At 66.0% G+C, this 24235-nt stretch carries 19 protein-coding genes and 1 pseudogene; 7 read left to right on the top strand and 13 right to left on the bottom strand.

Going from position 1 to position 24235, the window contains the following annotated elements:
• Positions 1-53: 53 nt before the first annotated feature.
• From ACSHWJ_RS03830 to ACSHWJ_RS03855, 6 genes are all read right to left on the bottom strand, one after another.
• Entirely contained in the window at positions 54-1199 is a 1146-nt protein-coding gene (locus ACSHWJ_RS03830; RefSeq protein WP_249385320.1) for a lytic transglycosylase domain-containing protein, read from the bottom strand.
• A gap of 338 nt (positions 1200-1537) precedes the next feature.
• On the bottom strand, positions 1538-2062 hold the full coding sequence (locus ACSHWJ_RS03835) for a hypothetical protein (protein WP_432539493.1): 525 nt from the start codon (positions 2060-2062) through the stop codon (positions 1538-1540).
• Positions 2063-2139: 77 nt separating this feature from the next.
• Complete coding sequence (locus tag ACSHWJ_RS03840) at positions 2140-2985, bottom strand: NAD(+)--dinitrogen-reductase ADP-D-ribosyltransferase (protein ID WP_432539492.1); 846 nt, start codon at positions 2983-2985, stop codon at positions 2140-2142.
• 59 nt (positions 2986-3044) lie between these two features.
• Positions 3045-4379 carry an ATP-dependent Clp protease ATP-binding subunit ClpX gene (clpX, locus tag ACSHWJ_RS03845; RefSeq protein ID WP_010961082.1) on the bottom strand — a complete coding sequence of 445 codons (1335 nt, stop codon included), beginning with the start codon at positions 4377-4379 and terminating at the stop codon, positions 3045-3047.
• Complete coding sequence (gene cysE / locus ACSHWJ_RS03850; RefSeq protein ID WP_218800232.1) at positions 4376-5125, bottom strand: serine O-acetyltransferase; 750 nt, start codon at positions 5123-5125, stop codon at positions 4376-4378. Before cysE ends, clpX begins: the two co-directional genes overlap by 4 nt.
• Positions 5119-5286 (bottom strand): hypothetical protein, encoded by a 168-nt coding sequence (locus ACSHWJ_RS03855; protein WP_010961084.1) that lies wholly within the window; start codon positions 5284-5286, stop codon positions 5119-5121. Before ACSHWJ_RS03855 ends, cysE begins: the two co-directional genes overlap by 7 nt.
• Before the next feature lie 274 nt (positions 5287-5560).
• Between ACSHWJ_RS03855 and ACSHWJ_RS03860 the strand changes: the two genes are divergently transcribed.
• From ACSHWJ_RS03860 to budA, 7 genes and pseudogenes are all read left to right on the top strand, one after another.
• Positions 5561-6634 carry a DUF1611 domain-containing protein gene (locus tag ACSHWJ_RS03860; RefSeq protein ID WP_432539491.1) on the top strand — a complete coding sequence of 358 codons (1074 nt, stop codon included), beginning with the start codon at positions 5561-5563 and terminating at the stop codon, positions 6632-6634.
• A pseudogene (locus ACSHWJ_RS03865) lies at positions 6631-6942 on the top strand (dipeptide epimerase); the annotation flags it as partial. The gene ACSHWJ_RS03860 and the pseudogene ACSHWJ_RS03865, both read left to right, overlap by 4 nt.
• A gap of 292 nt (positions 6943-7234) precedes the next feature.
• Positions 7235-7708: an enolase C-terminal domain-like protein gene (locus tag ACSHWJ_RS03870; RefSeq protein WP_435928713.1), complete on the top strand. Its 474-nt coding sequence runs from the start codon at positions 7235-7237 to the stop codon at positions 7706-7708.
• A gap of 10 nt (positions 7709-7718) precedes the next feature.
• The gene (locus ACSHWJ_RS03875) at positions 7719-8159 is read left to right on the top strand and encodes a DUF2721 domain-containing protein (protein WP_010961087.1); all 441 of its coding nucleotides are present in this window, start codon (positions 7719-7721) and stop codon (positions 8157-8159) included.
• A gap of 10 nt (positions 8160-8169) precedes the next feature.
• The gene (locus tag ACSHWJ_RS03880) at positions 8170-9882 is read left to right on the top strand and encodes an NAD-dependent malic enzyme (RefSeq protein ID WP_218800234.1); all 1713 of its coding nucleotides are present in this window, start codon (positions 8170-8172) and stop codon (positions 9880-9882) included.
• 27 nt (positions 9883-9909) lie between these two features.
• Positions 9910-11571 (top strand): acetolactate synthase AlsS, encoded by a 1662-nt coding sequence (gene alsS, locus ACSHWJ_RS03885; RefSeq protein WP_333689128.1) that lies wholly within the window; start codon positions 9910-9912, stop codon positions 11569-11571.
• Between the two features lie 19 nt (positions 11572-11590).
• Complete coding sequence (gene budA, locus ACSHWJ_RS03890; protein WP_218800236.1) at positions 11591-12373, top strand: acetolactate decarboxylase; 783 nt, start codon at positions 11591-11593, stop codon at positions 12371-12373.
• A gap of 229 nt (positions 12374-12602) precedes the next feature.
• Here the strand turns inward: budA and ACSHWJ_RS03895 are convergent, their stop codons facing one another.
• The 7 genes from ACSHWJ_RS03895 to ACSHWJ_RS03925 form a co-directional block, all read right to left on the bottom strand.
• Positions 12603-13184, bottom strand: coding sequence for a YSC84-related protein (locus ACSHWJ_RS03895; protein ID WP_017365482.1), 582 nt, complete (start codon positions 13182-13184; stop codon positions 12603-12605).
• A gap of 124 nt (positions 13185-13308) precedes the next feature.
• Positions 13309-14535 (bottom strand): FtsX-like permease family protein, encoded by a 1227-nt coding sequence (locus tag ACSHWJ_RS03900; protein ID WP_432539490.1) that lies wholly within the window; start codon positions 14533-14535, stop codon positions 13309-13311.
• Positions 14528-15244 (bottom strand): ABC transporter ATP-binding protein, encoded by a 717-nt coding sequence (locus tag ACSHWJ_RS03905; RefSeq protein WP_010961093.1) that lies wholly within the window; start codon positions 15242-15244, stop codon positions 14528-14530. Before ACSHWJ_RS03905 ends, ACSHWJ_RS03900 begins: the two co-directional genes overlap by 8 nt.
• A complete protein-coding gene (locus ACSHWJ_RS03910) occupies positions 15241-17202 on the bottom strand; it encodes a vWA domain-containing protein (RefSeq protein WP_432539489.1) in 1962 nt (653 codons plus the stop codon). The genes ACSHWJ_RS03905 and ACSHWJ_RS03910 overlap by 4 nt, the downstream gene beginning before the upstream one ends.
• Positions 17199-18545, bottom strand: coding sequence for a tetratricopeptide repeat protein (locus ACSHWJ_RS03915; protein ID WP_435920142.1), 1347 nt, complete (start codon positions 18543-18545; stop codon positions 17199-17201). Before ACSHWJ_RS03915 ends, ACSHWJ_RS03910 begins: the two co-directional genes overlap by 4 nt.
• Positions 18546-18553: 8 nt before the next feature.
• A complete protein-coding gene (locus ACSHWJ_RS03920; RefSeq protein WP_432539487.1) occupies positions 18554-21217 on the bottom strand; it encodes a putative virulence factor in 2664 nt (887 codons plus the stop codon).
• Positions 21218-21227: 10 nt separating this feature from the next.
• Positions 21228-24218: a virulence factor SrfB gene (locus tag ACSHWJ_RS03925; RefSeq protein WP_432539486.1), complete on the bottom strand. Its 2991-nt coding sequence runs from the start codon at positions 24216-24218 to the stop codon at positions 21228-21230.
• Positions 24219-24235: the final 17 nt, after the last annotated feature.

A 24235-nucleotide genomic window follows, 5' to 3' on the forward strand; every position in this document is an offset into this window, starting at 1 on the left:
GAAGGACTTGCCATCCCGGTCCCCGAAACACTCTCGGAGACCGTCGCCGAGTCTCAGCGTGAACGGGCAAGACGCAGTTTTTCGCCGCTCCTGCCGATGGCAGCGACGACGGGACGGCTGGTCCGGGCCTTGGCGACCGGGCGGAGGCTCACTGCCGCATGTGCAGGGCCGGCCTTGCCATGCAGGGACTTGGGGAAGCGGACCGAGGTGACACGGTCCCCTTTCAGAGGATGCGCCGGAACCTTATGCAGCACCGGCCGGACGAGCGGCACAGACGGCTTTCCCGCCACTGTGAATGGGCTGGGCGCCTCATCCAGTGGATCTTCGTAATTCACGCCTTCCGGGAAAAACCGCTCCGGGTCGGCGGCGATCTCCACCGCGGCCAGAAACTCCGCATAGTAGTTGCGGGAGGCGAAGCCGAACAGCGGATGATCGTAATCCTGGACGATGCGTTCGAAGTTGTGCCCGTAGACGTTCTTCGCTTTCTGCATCCCCCCGATGCCGTGATTGTAGGACGTCACGGCCAGCGGCCAGCTCCCCAGCTTGCCGTAGGCGTGACTGAGATAGCGTGCTGCGCCGTGGGCGGAGGCGATCGGGTCCAGGCGCGCGGCTACGCTGTCCTGGCCATTCATGAAGGTCTTGGCGGCTCCGGCGGTGAACTGCCAGATGCCCACCGCCCCCGCGGAAGACCTCGCATTGGCCTGGAACGAGGATTCCACGTGGGGTAGAAGCGCCAGCTCCTCGGGCAAACCGGCATTGCGGAAGATGCGGCGGAAATGCTCGTCATAACGCCCACTGATCTCCAACCCGCGCTTGAACCGCTCCCGCAGCCCCCGCTGATAGCGAAGACGCTCGGCAGCGCCCCTGATGGCCGTCCGGAGGTCCGCCTGCTCGTCGATCCGCCGGGCCAGCTGTTGGTCGGCGGCATCCAGCGGCGCGCGCGACGCCAGTTTGTCCTCCAGGTTACGCAAGCGGTATTTCCAGTAATCGAATCGCTCCTGCACCCGGGCTTTCTGGCTGGGCGTGAAGCCGCCACCGGCTTCCCCGGGCAGGTCGACGACCTCGTAGATCAGCCCCAGGTAGCGATCGTCGTGCAGGGCGACCTGGGACCGACTCCACTCCGCATAGACTTTGCGCCAGAAGGCGACCTGGGGCTCGAGCGCAGGGTAGCGGGGAAACACCCCCAGATAACGGGTCATGTACTCCGCCCGTGGCCGGCTCCTCGGCATGAAATCCAAATCCCGGGGCGTGTCCGACCCGGTGGACGGAGCCGACTGGACCAGTGAATCCTTTTTGGGCGCCACGGTGTGCGAAGAACACGCAACGAGCAGCAACACCGGAGCGATGCACATCAACCCTCGAGCAAATGGCTTGAACATGAGCGTGTCCCCCTCGACATGAGCCGCTGCCCTCCCCTTCGGTCATATCTTGGCGGGGGATCATCCGAAATCATCGGCGGGCATAGGTACCTCTATTCATTGTAGCCCGTTGCCCCGAGACGACAACCGCGGCGGCGACGGCTTGCGGCCTCCCCGATTTATCGAGACTTGGGCATCAACGGTAGGGAAGCGCCGATTTCCACGTCTTCCGCCCCCTGCAGAACGCTTTCCACCTGGAGAAAGCGGGCGCCGATCTTCTTCGAAAGAGCTTTCGCTAGCTTGCCGTAATAGTTTTCCAGTAAAGCCGTGCGCGATTTGCGGAACTCCAGGGCTGCCCTGACCAGCTCATCGGCCTTGGTTTCGCTGATACTGTCGAAATTGACGGCGTAGTCGTTGATCAAGGCGTAGCGGGCCTCATTCAATTTCATCAGATCTGCTTCGTACTGATGATAGATCGACCAGAATTTCCTGGCCTGGACTTCATCCAGATCCATCGCATCGGCGACGAATTCGCGTTTTTCCATCCGGATGCTGGCGCGGAACAGCGCCAGCTCATCCTGTTCGGCAGGCGGCGCCGGCGGGGCGCTCGATGGCGCCGGCTCTTTCAAAGCATGGGCATCGATGCCGGCAAGCAGCAGGAAAATCGCCAGTGCGGCCGTGGTGAAGATCATTTTCATGTTCATGGAGGGGCCGCTCCGGGCTTCGTGAGGTTTCTCGTATCATAGGCCAGCCGCTGTCCAGATGCACCGGTTCATCTGCGTCAGACGACGATCTTCACCCGGTAACCCCCGCCGATCACCAGATACTCGGCCTCCCCGCGCAAAGGATGGCTCGGCAGCAGATCGTTGAAGAACAGGAGCTTCACGACCGGAACTTCGGTTTCGAGGATATAGGCACCGAACTGCCCCGCCTGCGTCCGGTCAGCGGAGAAAGAAACGATGTTGTTGAGACGCACGAGGATTTCCCGTCCGTTGCCGGCCCCCAAGGGGCAGAATTCACCGAGACTGTCGACCCCGCGATAGAGCCTGACGTGGCGACGCGCCGGCGTCTCGAACCTTGCGATCGCCCATTGGCAGAATTCGAAGAGCAGGTCGAGCTGCAGATAGATGCAGTTGTTGTGGAAGCGGCTCGCCATTTTCTCTTCGACGTAGTCCATCCAGGCCGGGGTGGCAAAACCGGTCAATGGCTGCTTGTGGAAAGTGGGAAACAGACCGAAGCGGCTCTCGACCCAACCCTTCAAGACCGCCCCTTGCGGATTGTTGGAATCGAAGCCCCAATCCTGCAGCAAGCGCAGGTAACTGCCCCGGAATCGCCGCCGTCCCTGACGGTCTTCGCCGAGACGCTGCTCCTCCTCGAAACCGAACACCACGCTCATGTAATCCTGGAAGACACCGCCCGCTTCCCGAAGGTTCTCGCAGCGGCCCAGCCTGGCGAACAGACCGCTGTGGGCCTCGCGAATGCCGTGGATGCGCAAGGGCAGAGGATGCTGGTTGAAATCGGGGCTGGCGAGAAGCTCCGTGGGGATACCGACGAGATTGGTGCTGTGCCCGGCGAGGGCAACGTTGGGGGAATGATGAGTTTCGGATGGGGGGAACGGGCCAGCCATGGCGCCTCAGGGTATCACCGGAACGGGCATCCGATTCACCCCTGGCGCGGTGAAAAAGATCAAACCTCGCCTGCGGCCAACCGCGCTCCCCCCGCCTCCTCTTCGGCCCTCACCAGCGTGACGGGCGCCTTTCCGTCCACCGTATCGGCATCGACGACGCACTGACGGACATCCGACTGGGAGGGAATCTCGAACATGGGCCGCCGGAGGATATGCTCGATGATGCTGCGCAGACCGCGCGCGCCGGTGTCGCGCTCGATGGTGCGCGCGGCGATGCGGCGGATCGCGGGCTCGGTGAACACCAGCTCCACGCCTTCGTAGGCGAACAGTTTCTGGTATTGCCGCACGAGGGCATCGCGGGGCTCGGTGAGAATGCGGACGAAGGCCGCTTCGTCCAGCGGCTCCAGGGGAGCGATGACGGGGAAACGGCCGATGAACTCGGGGATCAGGCCGAAGCGCCGCAGGTCTTCGGGCTGGATTTCTGCCAGCAGTTCCTCCAGAAGCGGCCTTTTGGCATCCTGCACGGGCGCGTGGAAGCCGATCTCGCCACGCGGAGGGCCGATGCGCTTTTCCACGTGTCTTTCCAGCCCCGGGAAGGCGCCGCCCGCGATGAACAGGATGTTGCGGGTGTCGATCGTGACCTCTTCCCCGCCTCCGCTCCCCTCGCGGCGCCGGCCACGGGCCGCCACCTTCACCTGACTGCCCTCGACGAAGCGCAGCAGTGCCTGTTGCACGCCTTCGCCGGAAATGTCGCGGGTGTTGATCGCCATTTCCGGACTCTTCGCCAGCTTGTCGACTTCGTCGATGTAGACGATACCCCACTCGGCCCGTTCGACACTGCCGTCGGCGGCCTCCAGCAGGCGGACCAGGATGTTCTCGACATCGTCGCCGACATAACCGGCCTGGGTGAGCGTGGTCGCATCGGCCACCACGAAAGGCACGCCGACGATGCGCGCGAGGGTACTGGCCAGCAGGGTCTTGCCGGTGCCGGTCGGCCCGATCATCAGAATGTTGGATTTGCCGACCTGGACTTCGGTGTCGCTCCCGGCCAGCCCGAGAATCTCGCGGCTCTCGTGGCGGAGGCGCTTGTAGTGGTTGTAGACGGCGACGGAGAGGATCTCCTTGGCCAGTTCCTGGCCGATCACGTACTGATCGAGGTGGCGCTTGATGTCCTCCGGCTTGGGGACATTGCCATGCAGCTCCGCCATCGAACGCTTGCGACCCCAGTTGGCCACGACCTGTTCGGCCAGCCGTACACAGGCCTCGCAGATCTGGCCCTCGATGCCCGCGATGAGGGGAGTGTCCCTGCCTTGTTCGATGCCACAGAAGGAACAGTGCTGGGTCTTTGCCGGCGGGTCGCTGCTCATGCCTTCATCCTCGAAAATATTCCTCATTCAAGATCGGCTGCCGCGGGTTCCCTGCACACCGCCTCGCCATCGCACTGCCTGCATTCGTGGGCCGCTTCGACGCGCCGCTTCACCAGTTCGTCTTCCAGGGTCTCGATCCGATCCAGCAGGCATTGCACTGCCCTGCCGACCGGATCGGGGATCAGATGATGGTCCAGGTCGATGCCGTGCGGGTCGGACTTACGCGAACTCTTGGGCTGCACGACCTTGCCGGGAATCCCGACCACCGTGCAATAAGCCGGCACGTCCTTGATCACGACCGAATTCGCACCGACTCGAACCTGGTCGCCCAGGACGATGGGACCCAGAACCTTGGCGCCCGCGCCGATCAGCACGCCGTTGCCCAGGGTGGGATGGCGTTTGACCTTGTTCCACGAGGTTCCGCCGAGGGTGACGCCATGATAGAGAGTCACGTCGTCGCCGATCTCCGCGGTCTCGCCGATCACGACGCCGGCGCCGTGATCGATGAAGAAGCGCCGGCCGATGGTCGCGCCGGGATGAATGTCGACGTTGGTCAGCCAGCGGGCGAACGCCGCCAGCAGCCGTGCGCTCAGCCGATGTCCGGCGCGCCACAGGCGGTGGGCGAACCGGTGCAGCAGCACCGCGTGGACACCGGGATAGGTCAACATGACTTCCAGCCGGCTGCGGGCCGCCGGATCGCGCTCGAATACGCAGCCAACGTCCTCACGCAGAAGCTCCGCGAGGGACGGGCTGGCGGCTTCGCCTCCTACCACGGAACCACGCTCCACGAGGTCCGTCCCGGCACTGGCGGCGCCGGGATGATGTAGAAGGGGTATTCCTCCGGATCTTTCGCCACTGTCTCCTGTTCCTGAGGAGACTCACCGGGGATGGCCGATTTGCAATGGTTCTGGTCGATGAATCCGTAGCCGGTCATGGAACACCTCCTTAGGGATGCTTGAAAGACTTTCAAAGAAAAATAAGCAACCGATATGCCATCATCGCCAGGCAAGACATCCCCCGTAAATTCAATGCATTGCGGCAAACGCCTTGGTACCGGCAGTGCGCATCCCTGGCGTACCAGGCGGAATTTGTAGGATTCATGACAAGCATTCCGGAGCCGCCGGCCCTGGTGCAAGATTTCACCGATTCGCGCCATATCCCGTTATATGATGGATATCCTTCATCAGGCTCACTGGAGGAATCCGAGTTTGGAGAGGTCGCCCGCCCTCATACTGGCACACGGCTGTTTCGAAGACGTCCACGGCAAAGTGGCCCATGGCCTGGTCCGCGGCACGGACCGCTTCGACATCGTCGCCGTGATCGATCCGGACTGCGCAGGCCACGACGCCGACACCCTGCTCGACGGACGGCCGCGGAACATCCCGGTGTTCGCCTCGATCGAAGCCGCGCTGGCCCAGGGGCGAAGACGCCCTGCCGTCGCCATCGTCGGCATGGCGACCCACGGCGGCCGCTTCACCGAAACCCTGCGCGCGGCCTTGTTCGAAGCCGCGGCAGCCGGTCTGTCGCTGGTCAACGGCCTGCACGACCTCGCCGGCGACGATCCGGAAATCGCGGCGGAGACGGCCCGCCACGGCGCCAGCATCCTCGACCTGCGCAGGCCCAAAGCGGTCGCCGAACTGCATTTCTGGACCGGCCAGATCCATGGCGTCGCCGCCCCGCGGATCGCGGTGCTCGGCACCGATTGCGCCCTGGGAAAGCGCACCACCGCCCGCCTCTTGACGCAGGCGCTGAATGCGGACGGCATCAGGACCGAGATGATCTATACCGGCCAGACCGGCTGGATGCAGGGCGGACGGTACGGCCTCATCCTGGACGCGCTCCCCAATGATTTCGTCAGCGGCGAGTTGGAGCACGCCATCCTGACCTGTTACCGTGAAGTCAGGCCCGACCTCATCATCCTGGAAGGACAGTCCGCCCTGCGCAATCCCAGCGGGCCGTGCGGGGCGGAGCTGTTGCTGTCCGGGGCCGCGGCGGGTGTCATCCTGCAGCACGCGCCGGGCCGGCGTCATTACGACGGCTTTGAGGGATCCCGTTTCCGGATTCCTCCCGTGGAAGACGAAATCCGGCTGATCGAACACTACGGCGTACCGGTGCTGGGTGTCAGCCTGAACGGACGGGATTCCGGCCCGGAAGGATTGCGGGAAGCGCAGCGCAGGCTGGCCCGGACCCTGGACGTCCCGGTCGTCTGCCCGCTGGAAGACGGTGTAACCGACCTCCTGCCGCCGCTGCGGGCGTTGCTGGAACGGGAGGAAGTCGCATGAAGATCGCCGACATCCAGGTGCGGACCGAACATTTTCCGCTGACGCGTCCCTACCGCATCGCATTCCGCTCGATCGAGGAAGTCGACAACCTCATCGTCGAAATCAGGACCGCCGACGGACTGCTCGGACTGGGCGCCGCCTCGCCCGAACGGCATGTCACCGGCGAAACCCTGGAAGCCTGCCACGCCGCTTTGGATCATGATCGTCTCGGGTGGCTGATGGGCCGGGACATCCGGACCCTGCCGCGGCTGTGCCGGGAACTGGCCGAACGGCTGCCTGCCGCGCCGGCCGCCCGCGCCGCTCTCGACATGGCGCTGCACGATCTGGTGGCCCACTGTCTCGGCCTGCCCCTGGTCGAAATTTTGGGACGCGCCCACGACAGCTTGCCGACCTCGGTCACGATCGGCATCAAGCCGGTCGAAGAAACGCTGGCCGAGGCGCGCGAACATCTGGCGCTCGGCTTCCGGGTTCTCAAGGTCAAGCTTTGCGGCGACGAGGAGCAAGACTTCGAACGCCTGCGCCGGCTGCACGAAACGCTGGCCGGGCGGGCCGTCGTACGTCGTACGGGTCGATCCCAATCAGAGCTACGATCGCGACGGCCTGCTCCGTCTGGACCGGCTGGTGCAGGAACTCGGCATCGAGTTCGTCGAACAGCCGTTCCCGGCAGGGCGAACCGACTGGTTGCGGGCGCTCCCGAAAGCGATACGGCGCCGGATCGCCGCCGACGAATCCCTGCTGGGCCCCGCCGATGCCTTCGCTTTGGCTGCACCGCCGGCCGCCTGCGGCATCTTCAACATCAAGCTCATGAAGTGCGGAGGGCTGGCCCCGGCGCGGCGTATCGCGACGATCGCCGAAACCGCCGGGATCGATCTGATGTGGGGCTGCATGGACGAAAGCCGCATCAGCATCGCCGCCGCCCTGCACGCCGCCCTCGCCTGCCCGGCCACCCGCTACCTGGACCTGGACGGCAGCTTCGACCTGGCCCGCGACGTCGCCGAAGGCGGCTTCATCCTCGAGGATGGCCGGCTCCGGGTGACCGAACGGCCCGGCCTCGGACTCGTATACCCGGATTAGAGGACGGCCGATGCAATTCCTGATCAACGTCGAGGACGTCGCCCACGTCATCCAGCTTGCCGTGGCCCCGGTGTTCCTCTTGACCAGCATCGGGGCGGTGCTGTCGGTGATGACGGTCCGCCTCTCCCGCTGCATCGACCGGGCGCGCCAGCTCGAGGACAACCTGGAACATCTCGACCCGAAGACGCGGCCGCACGCCCACGTGGAACTCCGGATTCTCTGGCGCCGCGCCCGGCTGATCGGCGCCGCGCTCACGCTTTGCACGATCAGTGCGCTCCTGATCTGCACCGTCGTCGGCATCCTGTTCGTCGGCGGGATATCCGACGCACAGTTGGGCACCGCGATCGCACTGCTGTTCATCGCGGCCATGGGGGCGCTGATGCTGGCCCTGCTGGTCTTCCTGGTGGAAATCTATCTCGGGATCGCAAGCCTCCGGATTGGCCCACGCTGAGGACTCTTCGATGATCGACTTCAAAATCACCCGCGATCCGCAGACCGGCGGGGAAATCTGGACGGTCCCCTTGAGGGGCCCGCTGCTGTTGAATTACCCGTTGTTCAACAAGGGCCCGGCCTTCCCGGAACAGGAACGCCGGGAACTGGGCCTGCTCGGTCTGCTGCCGCCGCATGTCGACACCCTCGAGACCCAGGTCGAACGCGCCTACGAGGCCTTTCGCGCCAAGCCCACCGACCTGGAACGCCACATCTACCTGCGCGCCTTGCAGGACGAGAACGAAGTATTGTTCTACCGACTGATGCAGGATTACATCGGGGAGACGATGCCCGTCGTCTATACGCCCACCGTGGGCGAAGCCTGCCAGCGGTTCAGCCACATCTACCGGCATCCGCGCGGACTGTTCATCGCCTACCCCGAGCGCGAGCACATCGACGAGCTGCTGGCCAATACCGCGCAGCGTGAGGTCGACGTCATCGTGGTGACGGACGGCGAGCGTATCCTCGGCCTGGGAGACCAGGGCGCAGGCGGCATGGGCATCCCCATCGGCAAGCTGGCGCTGTATACCCTCTGCGGCGGAATCCACCCCGCACGCACACTGCCGGTATTGCTCGATGTCGGCACGGACAACCCGGACCTCCTGAACGATCCGCTGTACATGGGCTGGCGCCACCCGCGGGTGCGGGGCACCGAATACGACGAATTCGTCGAGCGCTTCGTGCAGGCGGTGATGCGGCGCTACCCGAACGTACTCCTGCAATGGGAAGACTTCGCCCAGGCCAATGCCGGCCCGCTGCTGGAGCGCTACCGCGACCGGCTGTGCACGTTCAACGACGACATCCAGGGCACGGCGGCAGTGGCCACCGGCACGGTGCTGGCCGCAGTCAAGGTCACGGGAACGCGGCTGCGGGATCAGGTCGTCGCCGTCTTCGGCGCGGGCTCGGCCGGCTGCGGCATCGCCGAACAGATCTGCGCGGCCATGGTCCGGGACGGCTTGTCCGAGACCGAAGCGCGCTCACGATGTTTCCTGATCGACCGGTCCGGCCTGCTGCGCGAGGGGCTTTCCGGCCTGCCGCCGTTCCAGCAAGCCTTCGCGCAGCCCGCGGAACGGCTGGCCGGCTGGCGGGTGGACCGAGCCGGGACCATCGGCCTGGCCGAGGTAGTGAACAACGCCCGCCCGAGCGTGCTGATCGGCGTATCCGGCGCGGCCGGGGCTTTCACCGAATCCATCGTCAAGGCGATGGCCGACTATACACCCCGCCCCATCATACTGCCGCTGTCGAACCCGACTTCCCGCTGCGAAGCCCTGCCCGCGCAGATTCTGGCCTGGACCGAAGGCCGTGCCCTGGTCGCCACTGGCAGCCCGTTCGCCGACGTCGCCTGGGAGGGACGCACGATCCCGATTCCGCAATGCAACAACAGCTATATTTTCCCTGGACTGGGCCTGGGCATCCTCGCCATAGGCGCGCGCCGGGTGACCCCTGGCATGTTCATGGCCGCCGCCCAGGCCCTGGCCGACGCATCCCCCGCGGCCACCGACCCGCACGGCCCCCTGCTCCCGCCCCTGACCGCCATCCGCAACGTATCCCGCCTCATTGCGTTGGCCGTCGCGAAGGAGGCCGTCGCCGCGGGCGTCGCAGCACCTCCCAGCGATGCCGATCTGGAACGCATGGTGGATGAACGGATGTGGACCCCGGCTTATGCACGGCTGACCGGCTGCTAAACTTCCAAACCAAAAAAAGGCTTTCTCATGCGTGAAACGATACCTCCCCGCACCGGCGCCGACCTGCTGGTCGACTCCCTCCAGGCGCTGGGCGTCGAATACGTCTTCGGCGTGCCCGGCGGCGCGATACTCCCGATCCTGAACGTGCTGGCCGACCGCGGCCCGCGCTTCATCGTTTGCCGGGACGAAACCGGCGCTGCCTTCATGGCCCAGTCCTGGGGCCGGATCACCGGCCGGCCCGGCGTGGTGCTCACCACCTCCGGCCCCGGCCTCATCAACGCCGTCTGTGGCGTCGCTACCGCCACAGAGGACCGCGACCCGCTGGTCGTCATCACCGGCCAGGTGCCGCGGGCCGTGCAATTCAAGCAGAGCCACATGAACCTGGATTCGGTCGGCCTGTTCGCGCCGATCACCAAATGGAGCGTCGAGGTCGAGGAACCGAATACCGTATCGGAAATCCTGGTCAACGCCTTCCGCACCGCGCAGACGCCGTGCGCCGGAGCCGTCCACGTCTCGGTACCGAACGACATGCTCACCGCGCCGGTCACCGCGCAGGCCCTGGCGCCGGCCGAACCCGCCGTCTGGGGAACGGCCCCGGCCGCCGTCGTCGAACGCGCGGCGTCCCTGCTGAACGATGCCAAAGCCCCGGCCATCCTGCTCGGATTGCGGGCCAGCACACCTGGAGCGGCGGCGGCGGTCCGGCGTTTCCTGGAGCGGCATCCGCTGCCGGTGGCGATGACCTTCGAAGCCGCCGGCACCCTGTCCCGCGATCTGGTCGATCAGTTCGTCGGCCGGGTCGGCTACGTGCTCAACCAGCCGGGCGACGAGGTGCTGCGCCAAGCCGATCTGGTACTCACGATCGGCTACGACCCGATCGAATACGAACCTTCCGCCTGGATCTCACCGCAGTCGCAGGCGATCCACCTGGATGCCCTGCCCGCCGCCGTCGACCGGGCCTACCACCCTGCCGCCGAACTGGTCGGCGACATCGCCGCCAACCTGGCCGCGCTCGGCAGCCTGCTCCGAATCGAGGATCGAGCCGGACGCCCCGTCGTCGCCGCGGCGCGGCGGCGTCTGCTGGAGGAGCAAGCCCGCGGCGCAGCACTGACCGGTATGCCGATCCACCCCTTGCGCTTCATTCACGACCTTCGGGCCACGCTGGACGACGAGGCGACGGTGACCTGCGACGTCGGCGCCCACGAGATCTGGATGGCCCGCTACTTCTTCTGCTACGCCCCGCGTCACCTGCTGTTCAGCATGGGCCACCAGACCATGGGCGTCGCCCTGCCCTGGGCCATCGGCGCGGCCCTGGCCCGGCCCGGCAAGAAAGTGGTTTCGGTATCGGGCGACGGCTCCTTCCTCATGACCTGCATGGAACTGGAAACCGCGGTGCGCCTCAAACTGCCGATCGTGCACATCGTCTGGAAAGACGGCGGCTACAACCTGATCCACAGCCTGCAGATGCGCGACTACGGGCGCAGCTTCGGCGCCGAGTTCGGCCCCACCGACTTCGTCAAACTGGCGGAGGCCTTCGGCGCGATCGGGTACCGGATCGAGTCCGCGGACGGGATCGTCCCTGTGCTGAACCGGGCGCTCGCGGCCGACGCGCCGGTGCTGATCGAAGTGCCCATCGACTACAGCGACAACGTCCACCTGGTCGAGGCGATCGACGCCTCGGCGCAGCACTGACTCTTGAGAGGAGACGTCCGTGGCCATCGACGACATCTTCATCCAGGCATTCCGCACCCACCAGCAGAAAGGCGATTTGTTCCATCCGCTCGGCCATGAGGATCATGAGGTGTTCCAGGCCTCCACCATAGGCGCGCTGATGGAAGGCGTTTACGACGGCGATACCACCTACGGCGAACTGGCCAGGCACGGCGACTTCGGCCTGGGCACCTTCAACGCACTGGATGGCGAGATGATCGCCCTTGGCGGACGGTTCTTCCAGATCAAATCGGACGGCAAGGCCTATCCCGTCCCGCCCACGGCCAAGACGCCGTTCGCCGTGGTGACCCTGTTCGACCCGACCGTGCAGGTCGTCTGGCCCGACCCGATCGACTGGAAACAGTTCCAGGCCGCCGTCGACAAGGCCGTGCCGAGCAAGAACGTCTTCTATGCGATCCGGGTGCTGGCCTATTTTGATCACATCCGGGTCCGGACCGTTCCGCGCCAGCGCAAGCCCTACCCGCCGCTGGTCGAAGTCGCCCGCCGGCAGCCCGAATTCGAATACGGACATCTCGAGGGCACCCTGGTCGGCTTCCGTTTTCCCGACTACACCCAGGGCGTCAACGTCGCCGGCTACCATGTGCATTTCCTGGACAAGGCCGAAACCCTGGGTGGCCACGTGCTGGATTTCAGTATGCGCGAGGCCGTCGTAGACATCGATGTCACCTCCCAATTTCGCATGGAAGTGCCCGAATGCGGGGCTTTTCTCGACGCCGACCTGGCGAGAAATCAGGACGAGGCCATACACGAGGCGGAGAACTGAGGCGGAGCAGCTGTCTCCGCCGCTTCCTCCGGTAGTTCGCCATCATGAATGGGCACCAGTGTCCGTCGGTCTCCAGCGGAAGGTCCGCGCCTGCTGCCGGGGATCGACCAGGTGCTGGACAGGGGCGGTGCGGCCAACATGTCCGGCAATAGCGTGGCCGCGGCGGTGTGGACCGATGGGAAGAGGCTCTGGAGCAAGGCCTCCCGCCGCTTCCCTTCCCGCTCGGGGATCAGTTGTTCAATTCGTCATTCTTGTAATACTTGGCGCCGGCGAGGCTGATGCCGACGATGGCGCCGGCTTCGCTGATGTGGTACATCGTCACGCCCGGCGACACTGTAACCCCTAAGCGACCGCCCGCCCCCTGCGTAGTGGTCTGCAAAGCGGCTTCGGTATTTCCGCCGAACTCCCAGCCGGAATTCACGAACTTGTCGAAAGACTCCCGCGTATCGAACAGGAACACCGCGCGGAACTTCTGGGCCCCGAAGCCCAGACCAGGCGACAGCTCCAACATCTTCATGTAGGTCGCCTTCTGGTTCGCATTGTTGATCGCGACCCCTTCGCCGTGCGAACCGCCGCCAAAGAGGATCTTCATGCCGAAATCGCTGAATACCGCGTAACCGGCAGAATTGCGGACACGCGCCTCGGCCTCGGGATAACTCTGGTAAAGCTGCGCCAGCATCTGGTTCGCCATCGAGCGGATTTCCGCCCGCCGGGTTTCTTTTTCGGAGTGGGTCAGCGGCTGCGATGCGCAAGCGGACAGGAAGATCATTACAACCGCGAATGAGGTGGATGAACGCAGGATGCTGGTCATGGCGGGTCTTCCCTTGGGTTCGGTGAGAGAGGGTTTGCGGTCTGTGCCAATCCAAGTTTAACGCGCCGGACCGGCCGCCAATAGTCCTTGATTTGGCCGGCTATCCGGTGTTGCCGAAGCACGGTTAGTTCTCCCGCAGGCTCTCCCCCGGTTCGATCCGCAGCACGGCCGCCACGGCGATCAGTGCAGCCAGAACGGCCAGGCTTTCGGTCAGAAAAGCGGCCGTCACTCCGTCATTCGGCAGCAGACGGCATACGAACTCTTCCCGGCTCAGATCCGCCCGGAAGGTCCGGTTTATCGCCTCGGCTGCCGCGAAATAGGCGGCGAACGCCAGCGCGATTCCAGCCGCGGCGACGCCTGCGGCCTGGATGGCGGGGAAGCCGGCAAGCACGGTATTGCGGATGCCGACCAGGCGCAGCAGCGCCAGGTCGCGCCGCTTGCGCTCGACGCTGGCCCAGAGGCTGGCACCCAGCGACAGCACGCAGCCGGCGATCCCGCCTCCGGCGATCAGGCGGAACAGGAAGCTCAGGGCGTGGTCGATGTTCTTGACCAGTTCGATGTCCTTGCTGCGGGTGGAAACGTCGTAGCCTTGGGCGCGCAGCGATTCGGCCAGCCCCGGCACGGCTTCCAGACTGCGCGCATAGAGCCGGAGCCGGGCGTAGCGGGACGCACCGGAGGTGGGAGACGCCCCGTCGGCGACGCCCAGCTCGGGCACGGCGTAACCGTCGCGGTAATGCTCCAGGGCTTCCAAGAGGGGTAAGGACACGAACGCACCCCAGCCGGAATGAACGGATTCGGCCAGCACCGCGCTCACCCGCAGCGACAGCCTCAACACCTGCCGCTGCTGGTGGAGATTGCGGTAGACCACGCCTTCCACGCTCATGCCGGCCGAAACGCCGAGTTTGTCTGCCGCTTCGTGGGTCAAAGCCAGCGCGCCCAGCCCTTGCGGAACTGCATCCTCGACGCCGAACAGCGGATCGCCCGCATCCGTAGGCATCAGGTCGACATCCTCCAGACCCTTCCCGTCGGCGGCGGCAAGATCCAGGGTGGCGGCGAGGGTGCGGGTGCTGGGCACGGCGAAGCCGACTCGCGGATTCGCGCGCAGCCGTTCCAGCCAATCGCGGTCCAGTGAACCGTTCAGCCGCCAGACGATCTCGAGGTTGCGCGGATCCGATTTCATCTGCGCCGTCAGGGTATCGACGATGCCGGACTTCAGGCCGAACAGCACCAGCAAGGGCGCCAGCACGGCGGCGATCGCCAGCGCCAGGCAGAGCGAGACCCGCCATTCGTGGAGCAGGTCTCGACAGGCAAGCTCCGCGACACTGCGCAATTGGCGCACGGCATCACGCATCGCTCACCCCTTCCAGGCGGCTGCGGCATCCTGAAGTGCCGGCTTGCGGGACGACGCGGAGCTCCGGCAGTCGCAGCCGGCGGACCAGCGCCCAGTCGTGGGAAACGATCACCAGGGCGATGCCGAATTCCGCCGCCAGCTCCCGCATCAGGCGGCAGACTTCCAGGGCCAGGGATGGATCGAGCGCGGCGGTGGGTTCGTCCGCCAGCACCAGGGCGGGCCGGTGGGCGAAGGCGCGAGCAATGGCGGCCCGCTGGCGCTCACCGACCGAAAGGGCGCGGGGTTTTTTGGCCTTGAGGTGTGTCAGTCCCAGGCGAGCCAGCAGCTCGCCGGTCAACGAGTCAGGCCCCAACCCCAGCAGGCGGCGCGACAGCTCGACGTTCTCCCGCAAGTCGAGGAAAGGCAGCAGACCGCCAGTCTGCAGGACATACCCCAGGTGCCTCGAGCGCAGGGCGGCGAGCCCACCGTCTCCGCCGGACCGCCATAGCGCGGCCACGTCTCGATCGAGAAACCGGAACACCTCTGCCCGATCCGGGCACAGCACCAGCCCCAGCAGGTCGAGCAAGGTACTCTTGCCGGAGCCGCTGGGGCCGGTGACGGCCAGACAGTCGCCTGCACGCAGGGACAATTCCCCGACCTCCAGCGTGAAAGCCCCCTCGCCTTCGCCCCGGCGCCGTTCCACGCCCGCGAGTTCCAGCAGGGAGGTCACGGCAAGGCGCCGATAGGCACCGGATAGACCGCTTCGCTGGGGTCGTTCGAGCCGTCCAGCATCACCCAGCGGTCGGCGTCGTCGTGGTAGATCTGGTAATGCCGCAGCTTGCGGCGGAGGCCGTCGAGGAAGTCCTCCTGCTGCCGCTGGCTCCATTGCTCCCATTGATCGGAAGTCAGGTTCATCACCGCGCTCTTGTACGGCAAGCCTTCCAGGTATTCGCCGAGCAGGCCCAGTTCGGCCAGCTTGCGGGCCTTGGGGTCGGCCAGCTTGGCGGGATCGCGCACCAGATGCGCGGCCGAGGACCGCAGCAGATCGAAGAAGGCGGCCGTGCCGGTGGTTTCCTGCGACTTCTCGCCCTGGTCGAGGATGAGCTTGACGGTCTGGCTGAGATTGCTCAGTTCGTTCTTGGTCAGCAGCACCCGCACTTCGGTGGCGGCCAGCTCGGGATGGGCGTAGTCGCGGTCGCACAGCCAGGCCTGGAACAGATCGGGCGCCTGCGTGCCCTTCTCCCGGCCGAGATAGGCCAGCTGCATCGCGTGGCCCAGCAGCAGGGCGTCGCTGGTGATCCGTTCGCTCTCGTCCTTCGGTTTGGCGCCCGCCGCGGTGCGCACACTGCCGGCCACCATCCGGCCCTGCGAGGCCCCTTCCACCAGCTTGGCCATGGTGTCGGCCAGCGAATCGACGATCTTCCCGAACCTGCCCACGTCGCCGGATTCGACGTCGTAATACAACGGCCGGCCGGCGACCTGGTTCTGGGTCAGCACCTTGTATTGCGCCGTGGCTTTCGCATGGTCGGCCTTGCCGGCGGGCGTCTTCAGGTGTAGACCGAACAAGGCCACGCCGAGCTGTTCAGCCTCGATGCGGACCTGGTCCGCCCCCAGCTTGGTCTGGGACAGCGGATCGTTGCCGTCGATGGCGCCGGCATCGGTGATGAGGACCACATAACGCCCGCCGAATCCGCTCCATTTGATCTTTTGCAGCGCGGTCATGATTCCGGCATAGCTGTCCTCGTCGAAGGTGGAGCTCGACACCTTGGCCGGGCTGAGGCTCGCGACCTTGGCGAGAAAGTCCTTGCCGGTCTTCACTTCGCTGGGGTCGGCGTAGACCTTGGAGACGTATTCCAGCCCCGGCACGGCCTGGGTGCTGGAACGGAAGGCGACCAGCCCGAAGCGCACCTGATCCGCCAGGCCGGCTTTCTCGATCCTGGTGTAGACCCGGCGCACCGCCTCGCGGGTACGGTCGATGTAGGGCCCCATGGATATGGTCGAATCGATCACGAACACCACCGCGGCGCTGAAATTGCGCAGCACCGAAGGCGCGTCCGGGACCTCGCGCCGGGTTTCCGCGGGCGAGGATTCGCCACGCTTGGCGGTGACCGAGGCGACCTCCAACACCCGTACGTTGCGCGGCGAGGTCAGCTCCTCCGCCTGCAGGATGGGCAGCAGGTAGAACTTCTTGGCCGGATCGACGTATTCCTGGGGTTCCACCGAAATCAGCCGAGGATCGGGCTTGCCGGATTCCACCGTCTTCAGGATGGAGGCGGCCATGGCACCGGGATCGGCAGACTTGAGCACCTCCAGCACGCCCTCCTTCTTCTCGAACAGCAGCGCCCTGGAACGGTTGGCCGGATTCGTGAACGCCAGCGTCAGCTGCTGGTTCCACGGCACGCTCTGGGCGGCGTCCAGCCAACCGTCGATCCTGCCGCGGGAATCGCCGCCGACCTGCAGCCATTCCCTGCCGTCCAGGGTTTCCCGCTCGTAGACATAGTAGCGCGACAGCGCCGCCGCGGGCTTGCCGTCGGTCTTCCCCGGATTGGGCACGATGCGGGCGCCGGGGCGGGTCAGGACGCGCTGGTAGAGGGTCTTCTTGCCGGGCATCAGCAGGGGCTCGGCGCCGAAGGCCGGCGCCATGAACAGAACGGTGACGAAACCGAATACCCTCAAGCGCAGTTTCATTTCGCCTTCTCCTCGCATTCCTTCAACACTGCCTCCGCCGCCGCATCACCCGGCGCTTCCGCGACGGCCTTCCTCAACAGTTCCAGGGCGTGGGACAGGAAGGCCGGGTCCTGGGTATTACGGCAATACAGCCGCCCCGCCCCCAGCCTACCGTCCCGGTCTCCGGTGCGGGCCGCCTCGTCGTACCAGTAAGCCGCGGTCTCCCAGTCGGCGTTCGCCGCGGGGCTTGTTTCGGCGGACCAGGTGTCCGGATCGTACATCCGTCCCAGCTCGATATAGGCCTTGGGTGCCCCGAGCTCGGCGGCTTCCTGGAACAACTGGCGGGCAGCATCCGGCTGGCGTGCGGCCAGACGCTTCTGCGCCGCCGCCAGGCAATCCTCGGCGCTGAGGCCGGTGCAATGCTGGGGAGGTGAAACAGGCTGCGCCTCGGCGTTCTGCTCCGTCTTCGGCGCGGCGGTTTGACACTGCGGTCCCGGCAGCGCCGGTATGCGGCAGTCCCACCAGGCCCAGGCGCCCGCGCCGGCCAGCGCCAGTAGCAGGGCGAATCCGAGCCAGAGGCCGCGCGACGGACGGGGAACAGGCGGCGGAACCGGCTCGGGCGACGGTGCCGGCGCAGGAATCGGCTCGGGTTCGGGAACCGGCACGGGCTCCGGGACCGGTTCAGGCTCCGCTTGGGTCGCGGGAGCCGGCTTGGCCTCGAAATATGCGCCGGAACCGAGCAAAGGCCGCTGAATCCGCAGGACGCAAGGGTAGCGGGCGCCGTCCGCCGACAGGGTCAGGCGGAACACCACGCTGGGGGGCTGGCTGACGATGGGGTCGACGATTTCGGGGCCGACCGGGATTTGGCGGGGGATGGACTGGAGGGTCCCCTTGCCCATGGATGGCGTATCGGCGCCATGCGGCTTTTCCCCCTCATCCGGCCCTTCGGGCCACTTTTCGTTTTCGGGCCATCCTGCCCGAAACCCTTCGGGTGAGCTCTGCTCAACCAGAACCGCTCCCGGCGGTTTTGTCCCAGAGGGAAAAGGATGCGAAGACCGGGCTTCGGCTGCCATTTCCCGAACCGTGGAAAAAGAAGAGGGATCGGCTCCCTTCTCCCCTTGGGAGAAGGGTTGGGGCTGTGTGCCTGCAACCGCAGAATCGGGCCCAGCCTCCGAGCCCACCCCATGCCAGAATTCCTGAGCCTGCCAAATCCCGTCCGGCCCCAGAAAAGGCGCCGAGCCCTGGTTACGCTCCAGACAGAATTCCAGCCGGCCTGCGGTTTGCTCCAGCCCGCCGATGCGGATCAGCCCATGGCCGGGACCCCTACCCGGGTCGTTGACCAGTTCGCATCTGATCGTGATCACCGTCTCTCTCAATGCCCGGCTACGACGCCGAGGGTCGCCAGGATTTCGCCCAGACGCAGATTCTGTTCCGGCGTGATCTCGCGGCCGGCGCTATGCCCGGCATTGTCCAACGCTAGTCTGCGGAAGGCTTCCAACCAATCGACGATGAAGGCTGCCGGATAATTCAGCTCTTCCACGCTGAGCCGAGGCAAGGCGGCCGCCGCGATCGCCGCCGGCGGTTCGAACAGTCGGCGCCCACCCATCGGCGATTCCGGCCGGGCGCCCAAGGGTACTTCGGCCCATCCCAACAGGTCGACGAATTCGCCGATGACCCGCCGCACCACCATCACCTGCTGATCGACGATGCCGATGCGGGTGGTACCCCGCATCTCTTCCAGCGGACGCAACGCTTCCACCAGTTTCCGCTCGAGTTGCAGCCGGTCACCGCCGGTGACCAGTTCGTCACTGACGATACGCACTGCCTCCTCGCCCAGCCCCAAATAGCGTAGCAAGTCGGCCTGCTCCGGCAAAGCCCGGAGCTGAAGTATCCAGGCCGATATCACCGCTCTGGCGAAATTCTCTGCGCGCCCGCCACGCTCCGGCACCGGCCCGGCGGTTTTCGCCACGGGCAGGTTGATGAGGCCGCGGCGTGCCGGTGCGGGCCTGGCAGTCTCGGCTTCGCCCTTCCCGCCGGCGTCGTCTGCCGTGAGGTACAGCCGCCGCAGCTGCTCCGCAGCGGGATGCAGGCGATGGAGCAATTCGCCGAAGCCATCCGGGGACTCGACCACCGCCTGGTAGAACCGTTCGGCACAGCGCTTCTTCCTTTCGACCTCACTCGCACCCTCGGCCTGGAAATACGGCAGCAGCCGGTGTTCGCCGATTTCCTGCTGGATCTTGACCAGCTGCTCGCCGATCCGGTTCCATTTCGTTTCGCGCAGACAAACGGTGCGCAGATATTCGGCCAGCCGGGTCATGCCGCCGTCATTGACGCCCAGCACCGCATCCCAGGCCGCGCCGGCATCGCGGACATGGCGCTGCACCGATTCGTTACCCACGAAAAACTCGCGCTGCCCGGCCAGCCTTTGGCGCTCCTCCTCCGACAGGAAATCGGTTTCCACCCCATCGGCATCGACCTTGAACGCGCTGCGCAGCATGCCGGGCTTGCGCACCATGAAGACGTTGTCGAACGGCTTGCCCTCGCTCCATTCGTGCAGCCAGTCGCACTGGGAGAAACGCTCCAGCAGCGTGATGTGGACCATGTTGGCCCATTCCTGTTGCTGCTGGGCGGCAGTCTGGCCCGGCTTGGCTTCCAGCCGGCGGTCGAGCTGGGTGACCACCCAGACCAGCCCGGGCGGACGGGCGCCGCGGTCGGCCGGCGTCTCGCCCTGCGTAGCGTGGACCCAGGCGGACAGGGCCGGCGCCAGCGAGGTGACCTCGATCTGGCTGTCGCAGCGGGTGCACATCAGGAGCACGTTCATCTCCTGGTCTTCGGTGTAGCGCTCGAACAGATAGGCGACCTTGGCCCGCAGCATGAGCTGCGCCGCCGGGTCGGCGTCCTCGCGCTTGAGGCGCTTGCGCACCTCCTCCAGGTCGGCGATGTCCAGCCGGCCGCGGTAGCCGGGGAAGTCCAGCAGATCGACCTCTTCCAGCAGGCCGATCGCCGGGGCGTCGGCCAGCACGAAGCGCAGCTCCGCCGTCAGCGCCGCCAGCACCGGACGCGACACCTCTGCCTCGGCCAAGACCTGGCCCTCACGCTGGGGCAGGACCTTCAGGCTTTCGCCGCCCTCCTTGCCGAGCCCGTCCAGCACGTCCACGTTGAGGATGCTGTCCGCCCGCCAGGCCGGCTCGCCCCCGGTCTCGGACACCAGCGCGGCCAGCGGCACGAACACGGTGCCGGCGTGCGACATCCGCGCCAGGGCCTCGGCCAGCAGGCGATAGGCGCGGGTCAGGTCGGGAATTCCGCCCCACAGCACCGACAGCAGTTCCGCCCGGTGCTCGGTCCGCAGCCGCGGCGCGAGTTCGATCACCCTGGGCCAGTAGTCGGCGCGCAAGGGCGCGAAGGATTTCTCGAAGCGGCGCTCGAAGTAATCGATGAGATCGATGATCTCGTCGGCGCTCAGGCCCCCGGTCGGCTCGGGCTGGGCCAAGGGTTCCAGCCATCCCAGCAGGGCGCGGAGTTTTTCCGGATCGGTGTCGAAGCTCACCCGCTCCCGGTCGAAGTCGTTGAAGAAGCTGTTGCCCAGGATCTTGGCGATATCGGCCTCGGAAAACAGGGTCAGCTCGACCGGGAATCCCTGCGGCGCGGCGCTGGGCTCGCGGGTGAAGCGCGTCACCAGCCCCGTCGCCTCCTTGCCGCCGCCGGGCGGATTCAGATGGCCGATGAAATCGACCCGCCTGCCGTCCAGCAGCGTCTGCAGATCGCCCTCGGCGGAACGCGCCAGGGTGGAAATCAGATACGACTTGCCGGCCTGCGACATGCCAAACACCCCGGCGGAAAACGGACGCTTGGCCGCAGCGCCCAGGCGCCGGCACAGGTTGCGCGAACGCCGGAGCTTCTCGATCAGACCGTCGCCCTCCCGGTCCAGCCGCTGGGCGTTGGTGCGCACCTCCGCCACCCAGTCCAGCGCATCCCCCGCACCCCGGAAAATCGCCTCGCAACGCTCGCTCAGCGTCTTGTCATCCCAAGTCGTCATGTGCATGCCCTTAACGGATGATGCTGCCCGTGTCCAGCCAATAGCTGCTCTCGCCGATGCCGACGGTGGTCAGGGTGTTGAGCTTGAGCACGATGTCGCGCGACGGGTTGAGGGCGGTGCCCTGGCTGGTGACGGCGGAGGCCACGCTGAAGCTCTCGGGCCCCGCGCCTTTCTTGCGGTCCAGTTTGAGAGCGATCTGGATCACGGCGGGCGCGGTGCGGTCGGCGCTGGCGAGGAGCTGCTTGGCGCGTTCGCTCAGGTCCAGCACGTACAGCGGCGTCGCCGGCCAGCGCTCGGAGGCGAGCTGCCTGAACCCCAGGATCATCCGGGCGCGCATCTCGAACGGCTGCTCCGGAAGCTCGTAGTTCTCGTCGTCCAGATTGACGTCACGGTAATACACGTCGGCGTCCCGCAGTACGAGGTTCTGGTCGATCAGCCCCAGGTGGCGGACGGTGGAATACACCTTGTAGGCATGGGCCAGGAAGTTGAAGTTGGGGATGCGGCGGGCGCCGCCGACTTTGCAGATCATCGCCCCGACCACCGCCGTGGTCTTGGGGTCGCCGATCCGGCCGTCGCGGTGGAAGGGATACCAGACCCCGGCGCGGAACCCTGCCAGCGGGACGATCCGGTCCGGCGGCAAGGGCAGCAGGCGGCGGAACAGCGCCAGGATGCCCGGCATGCAGGAGGGCCGCCCGCTCAACAGCAGAACGTCGCAGTGATAGAGGTGGACGATCTCGCACAGCGCCCGGACGGTCTTGCAGATCTCGAACCGGTCCTCCAGGAACAGCCGGTGCAGCCGGTGCAGATCGAAAGGGATCGTTACTTCGAGCAGATCGAAATCCTTGTCCCTGGCACCAACCGACCGCTTTACCCCCAACGCGAAATGCCGCACTACGTGCTCGGAGGGACGGTCATCCCCCACCAGCAGTTCGCCGATCCTGAAGCCATGCGACTCCGCCGGCAGAGCCGGATCGAAACGCTCATAGGCATGCAACAGCTTCAGGCCCAGCGGATAGAACACCTCCAGGGCCAGCCGCTGACGCGAGGTACGGTCCTGCACCGACAGGGTCTCGGCGCCGATGAGCTGGGACAGCAAGGATGCGGGATCGGCCACACCGTACTCGAGCAGCGCCACCTCGATCGCCGGCACGATCATCCTCTGCACCGTCTCCAGCAGCAGATCGTCGCCAGCCACCTTGAAGCCGTCGCGGAACCGCTGCTCCGGCAGGATGTAGACGTTGGCGCCCTGGCCATGGTCCAGCCGGTAGTCGGCCACCACCAGGTCCGTAGTGCCACCGCCGATGTCGATCGAGGCCACCGTGATCGTCTGGTCCCCACGATCCACACCGCTGCGGCGCAGGATGCGGAAAAACTCCTCCGGCCGCCCGCCGAAATGCTCGTGGATTTCACTGAACAGGTAGACCGCCTGGGCGCAAGTCGCCTCATCCCATTCGGTATGGATCACCGGGAAGCGCGGCCAGGCGGTGGAGTTGCCTGCCGCGTCCACCGCGTCGATGCCGTCGTCCTCCGGCTGCCAGCCCAACGCCTTCCACACCAGCGCCATGGCCTGGCGCAAACGCGCGGCGAAGATCCGCCGCTCCGGCTTGGGCATGGACGGCGGCACGGTGATGATGATGGAACGCAGGTGCCGGGGCTTTTCCGGATCGCCCTGTTTGATCCGCTGGGCCGGGCTGTTGATCTGCCCGAGGGCGTGGACCAGGATTTCGGCCAGGAAGAAGCACATCAAGGAGCTGCGCGAATATTTGGGCACGAACACCGGCATCCGCTCGGCCTCCGGCAGTTCGTGCAGGGCTTCGCCGCGCTCGTTGATCAGGTTACTGAACGGCGCCCCCGTGGCGTGCGGTTCGATCTCCTCGCGGCTGTAGGCGACGTTGAAGCGCCAGCCGGGCTCGTAACGGTCCTCGTCCCAGAGGTAGCGCTTGGGGCTGGACAGCCCGGTCGAGCCTTCGGTGCCGCGGCGGTGATTGGCCAGCCGCGCCGCCTCCCGCCCGACCCGGGCGATGGTCGGCCAGACGAAGGCATCGTTGCGCCCGCTCTTGCAGGCCAGGTGCTCCTTGCCCAGCAATGCCTGGGCGAATTCCGCCCGGCTCTCGAAGGGTTCGTGATAGACCTTGTGCGGCTCGGACAAGTCGCGGATGGTGAGTTCGTAGCGGTTCTTCAGGCCATCGTGCTGCTGGGGGTGCTCCTCGACCAGGATGCCACAGGTCCGGGAATTGCCGACGTCCAGCACCAGATCCACCGGGATCGGCGCATAGATGTCGTCCGGCGCGTTGCTGCGCACCCGGATTTCCGGGATGTTGGCCCGTACACCGATCAGGTACAGAAAATTGAGGTAATGGGCGTGATGGCTGAGCTGTTCGATCTCGCTGTCGACGTCTTCGGCCGGCAGCTTCAACCGCTCCGCCGCCTCGTCGCGGAACACTTCCGCCAGCCATTCGTCGACCCAGGGCAGTTCCGGATACCAGCCCATCTCGTGCGCCCGGTAGGCAAGCTGGAAACTGGCGCCGGTCTGCACGTCGGCGTGGGTCGGCGCCAGATAAGCCGTGGCCGCACGCGCCTCCAGTACCTGGGTGTCGAAGGCCAGTGTCAGGCGGTGAGTGTGACCGCGCAGGTCTTCGCCTTCGCCGAGTCTGACGATGCGGCCACGGGCCCAGGTGGTGGGCCCCTGGTCGAAGCGGCGCTGGGGACCGGCTCGCAGCACGGGCAGCGGCAGCCAGCAGCCATCCAGCAGTTTGATGGACTCATCGACGCTCACGCTGAACCTGGGTTTGACCACCAGCACCGGATCACCCGGATGCACGTGGCGCTCACGCCGCTCGTCCCATTCCAGCCGCGCCAGCGAGCGCCGGCCGCTCTGCAGGGCAAACTCGCCGGGCGGCTCCCGGCGCAGGTCCAGCGTCAGGCCGAAATCCATGAACTGGACCCCGCTACGCATGATCAGCGTGGCGTTCTCGGCGAATTCCACCAATTCGCTCAGCATTCCGCTTCCCCGCTCCT

Origin of the sequence: Methylococcus sp. S1M, assembly GCF_051295855.1 — a bacterium.
In the GTDB taxonomy this organism is placed as follows: domain Bacteria; phylum Pseudomonadota; class Gammaproteobacteria; order Methylococcales; family Methylococcaceae; genus Methylococcus; species Methylococcus capsulatus.

Excerpts from the sequence above, each read along its gene's own strand:
- ACSHWJ_RS03830 (WP_249385320.1), bottom strand. The coding sequence starts at position 1,199 with ATGACCCGTTATCTGGGGGTGTTTCCCCGCTACCCTGCGCTCGAGCCC.
- ACSHWJ_RS03835 (WP_432539493.1), bottom strand. The coding sequence starts at position 2,062 with ATGAACATGAAAATGATCTTCACCACGGCCGCACTGGCGATTTTCCTG.
- ACSHWJ_RS03840 (WP_432539492.1), bottom strand. The coding sequence starts at position 2,985 with ATGGCTGGCCCGTTCCCCCCATCCGAAACTCATCATTCCCCCAACGTT.
- clpX (WP_010961082.1), bottom strand. The coding sequence starts at position 4,379 with ATGAGGAATATTTTCGAGGATGAAGGCATGAGCAGCGACCCGCCGGCA.
- ACSHWJ_RS03855 (WP_010961084.1), bottom strand. The coding sequence starts at position 5,286 with ATGACCGGCTACGGATTCATCGACCAGAACCATTGCAAATCGGCCATC.
- ACSHWJ_RS03875 (WP_010961087.1), top strand. The coding sequence starts at position 7,719 with ATGCAATTCCTGATCAACGTCGAGGACGTCGCCCACGTCATCCAGCTT.
- ACSHWJ_RS03880 (WP_218800234.1), top strand. The coding sequence starts at position 8,170 with ATGATCGACTTCAAAATCACCCGCGATCCGCAGACCGGCGGGGAAATC.
- alsS (WP_333689128.1), top strand. The coding sequence starts at position 9,910 with ATGCGTGAAACGATACCTCCCCGCACCGGCGCCGACCTGCTGGTCGAC.
- ACSHWJ_RS03895 (WP_017365482.1), bottom strand. The coding sequence starts at position 13,184 with ATGACCAGCATCCTGCGTTCATCCACCTCATTCGCGGTTGTAATGATC.
- ACSHWJ_RS03900 (WP_432539490.1), bottom strand. The coding sequence starts at position 14,535 with ATGCGTGATGCCGTGCGCCAATTGCGCAGTGTCGCGGAGCTTGCCTGT.
- ACSHWJ_RS03910 (WP_432539489.1), bottom strand. The coding sequence starts at position 17,202 with ATGAAACTGCGCTTGAGGGTATTCGGTTTCGTCACCGTTCTGTTCATG.
- ACSHWJ_RS03920 (WP_432539487.1), bottom strand. The coding sequence starts at position 21,217 with ATGACGACTTGGGATGACAAGACGCTGAGCGAGCGTTGCGAGGCGATT.
- ACSHWJ_RS03925 (WP_432539486.1), bottom strand. The coding sequence starts at position 24,218 with ATGCTGAGCGAATTGGTGGAATTCGCCGAGAACGCCACGCTGATCATG.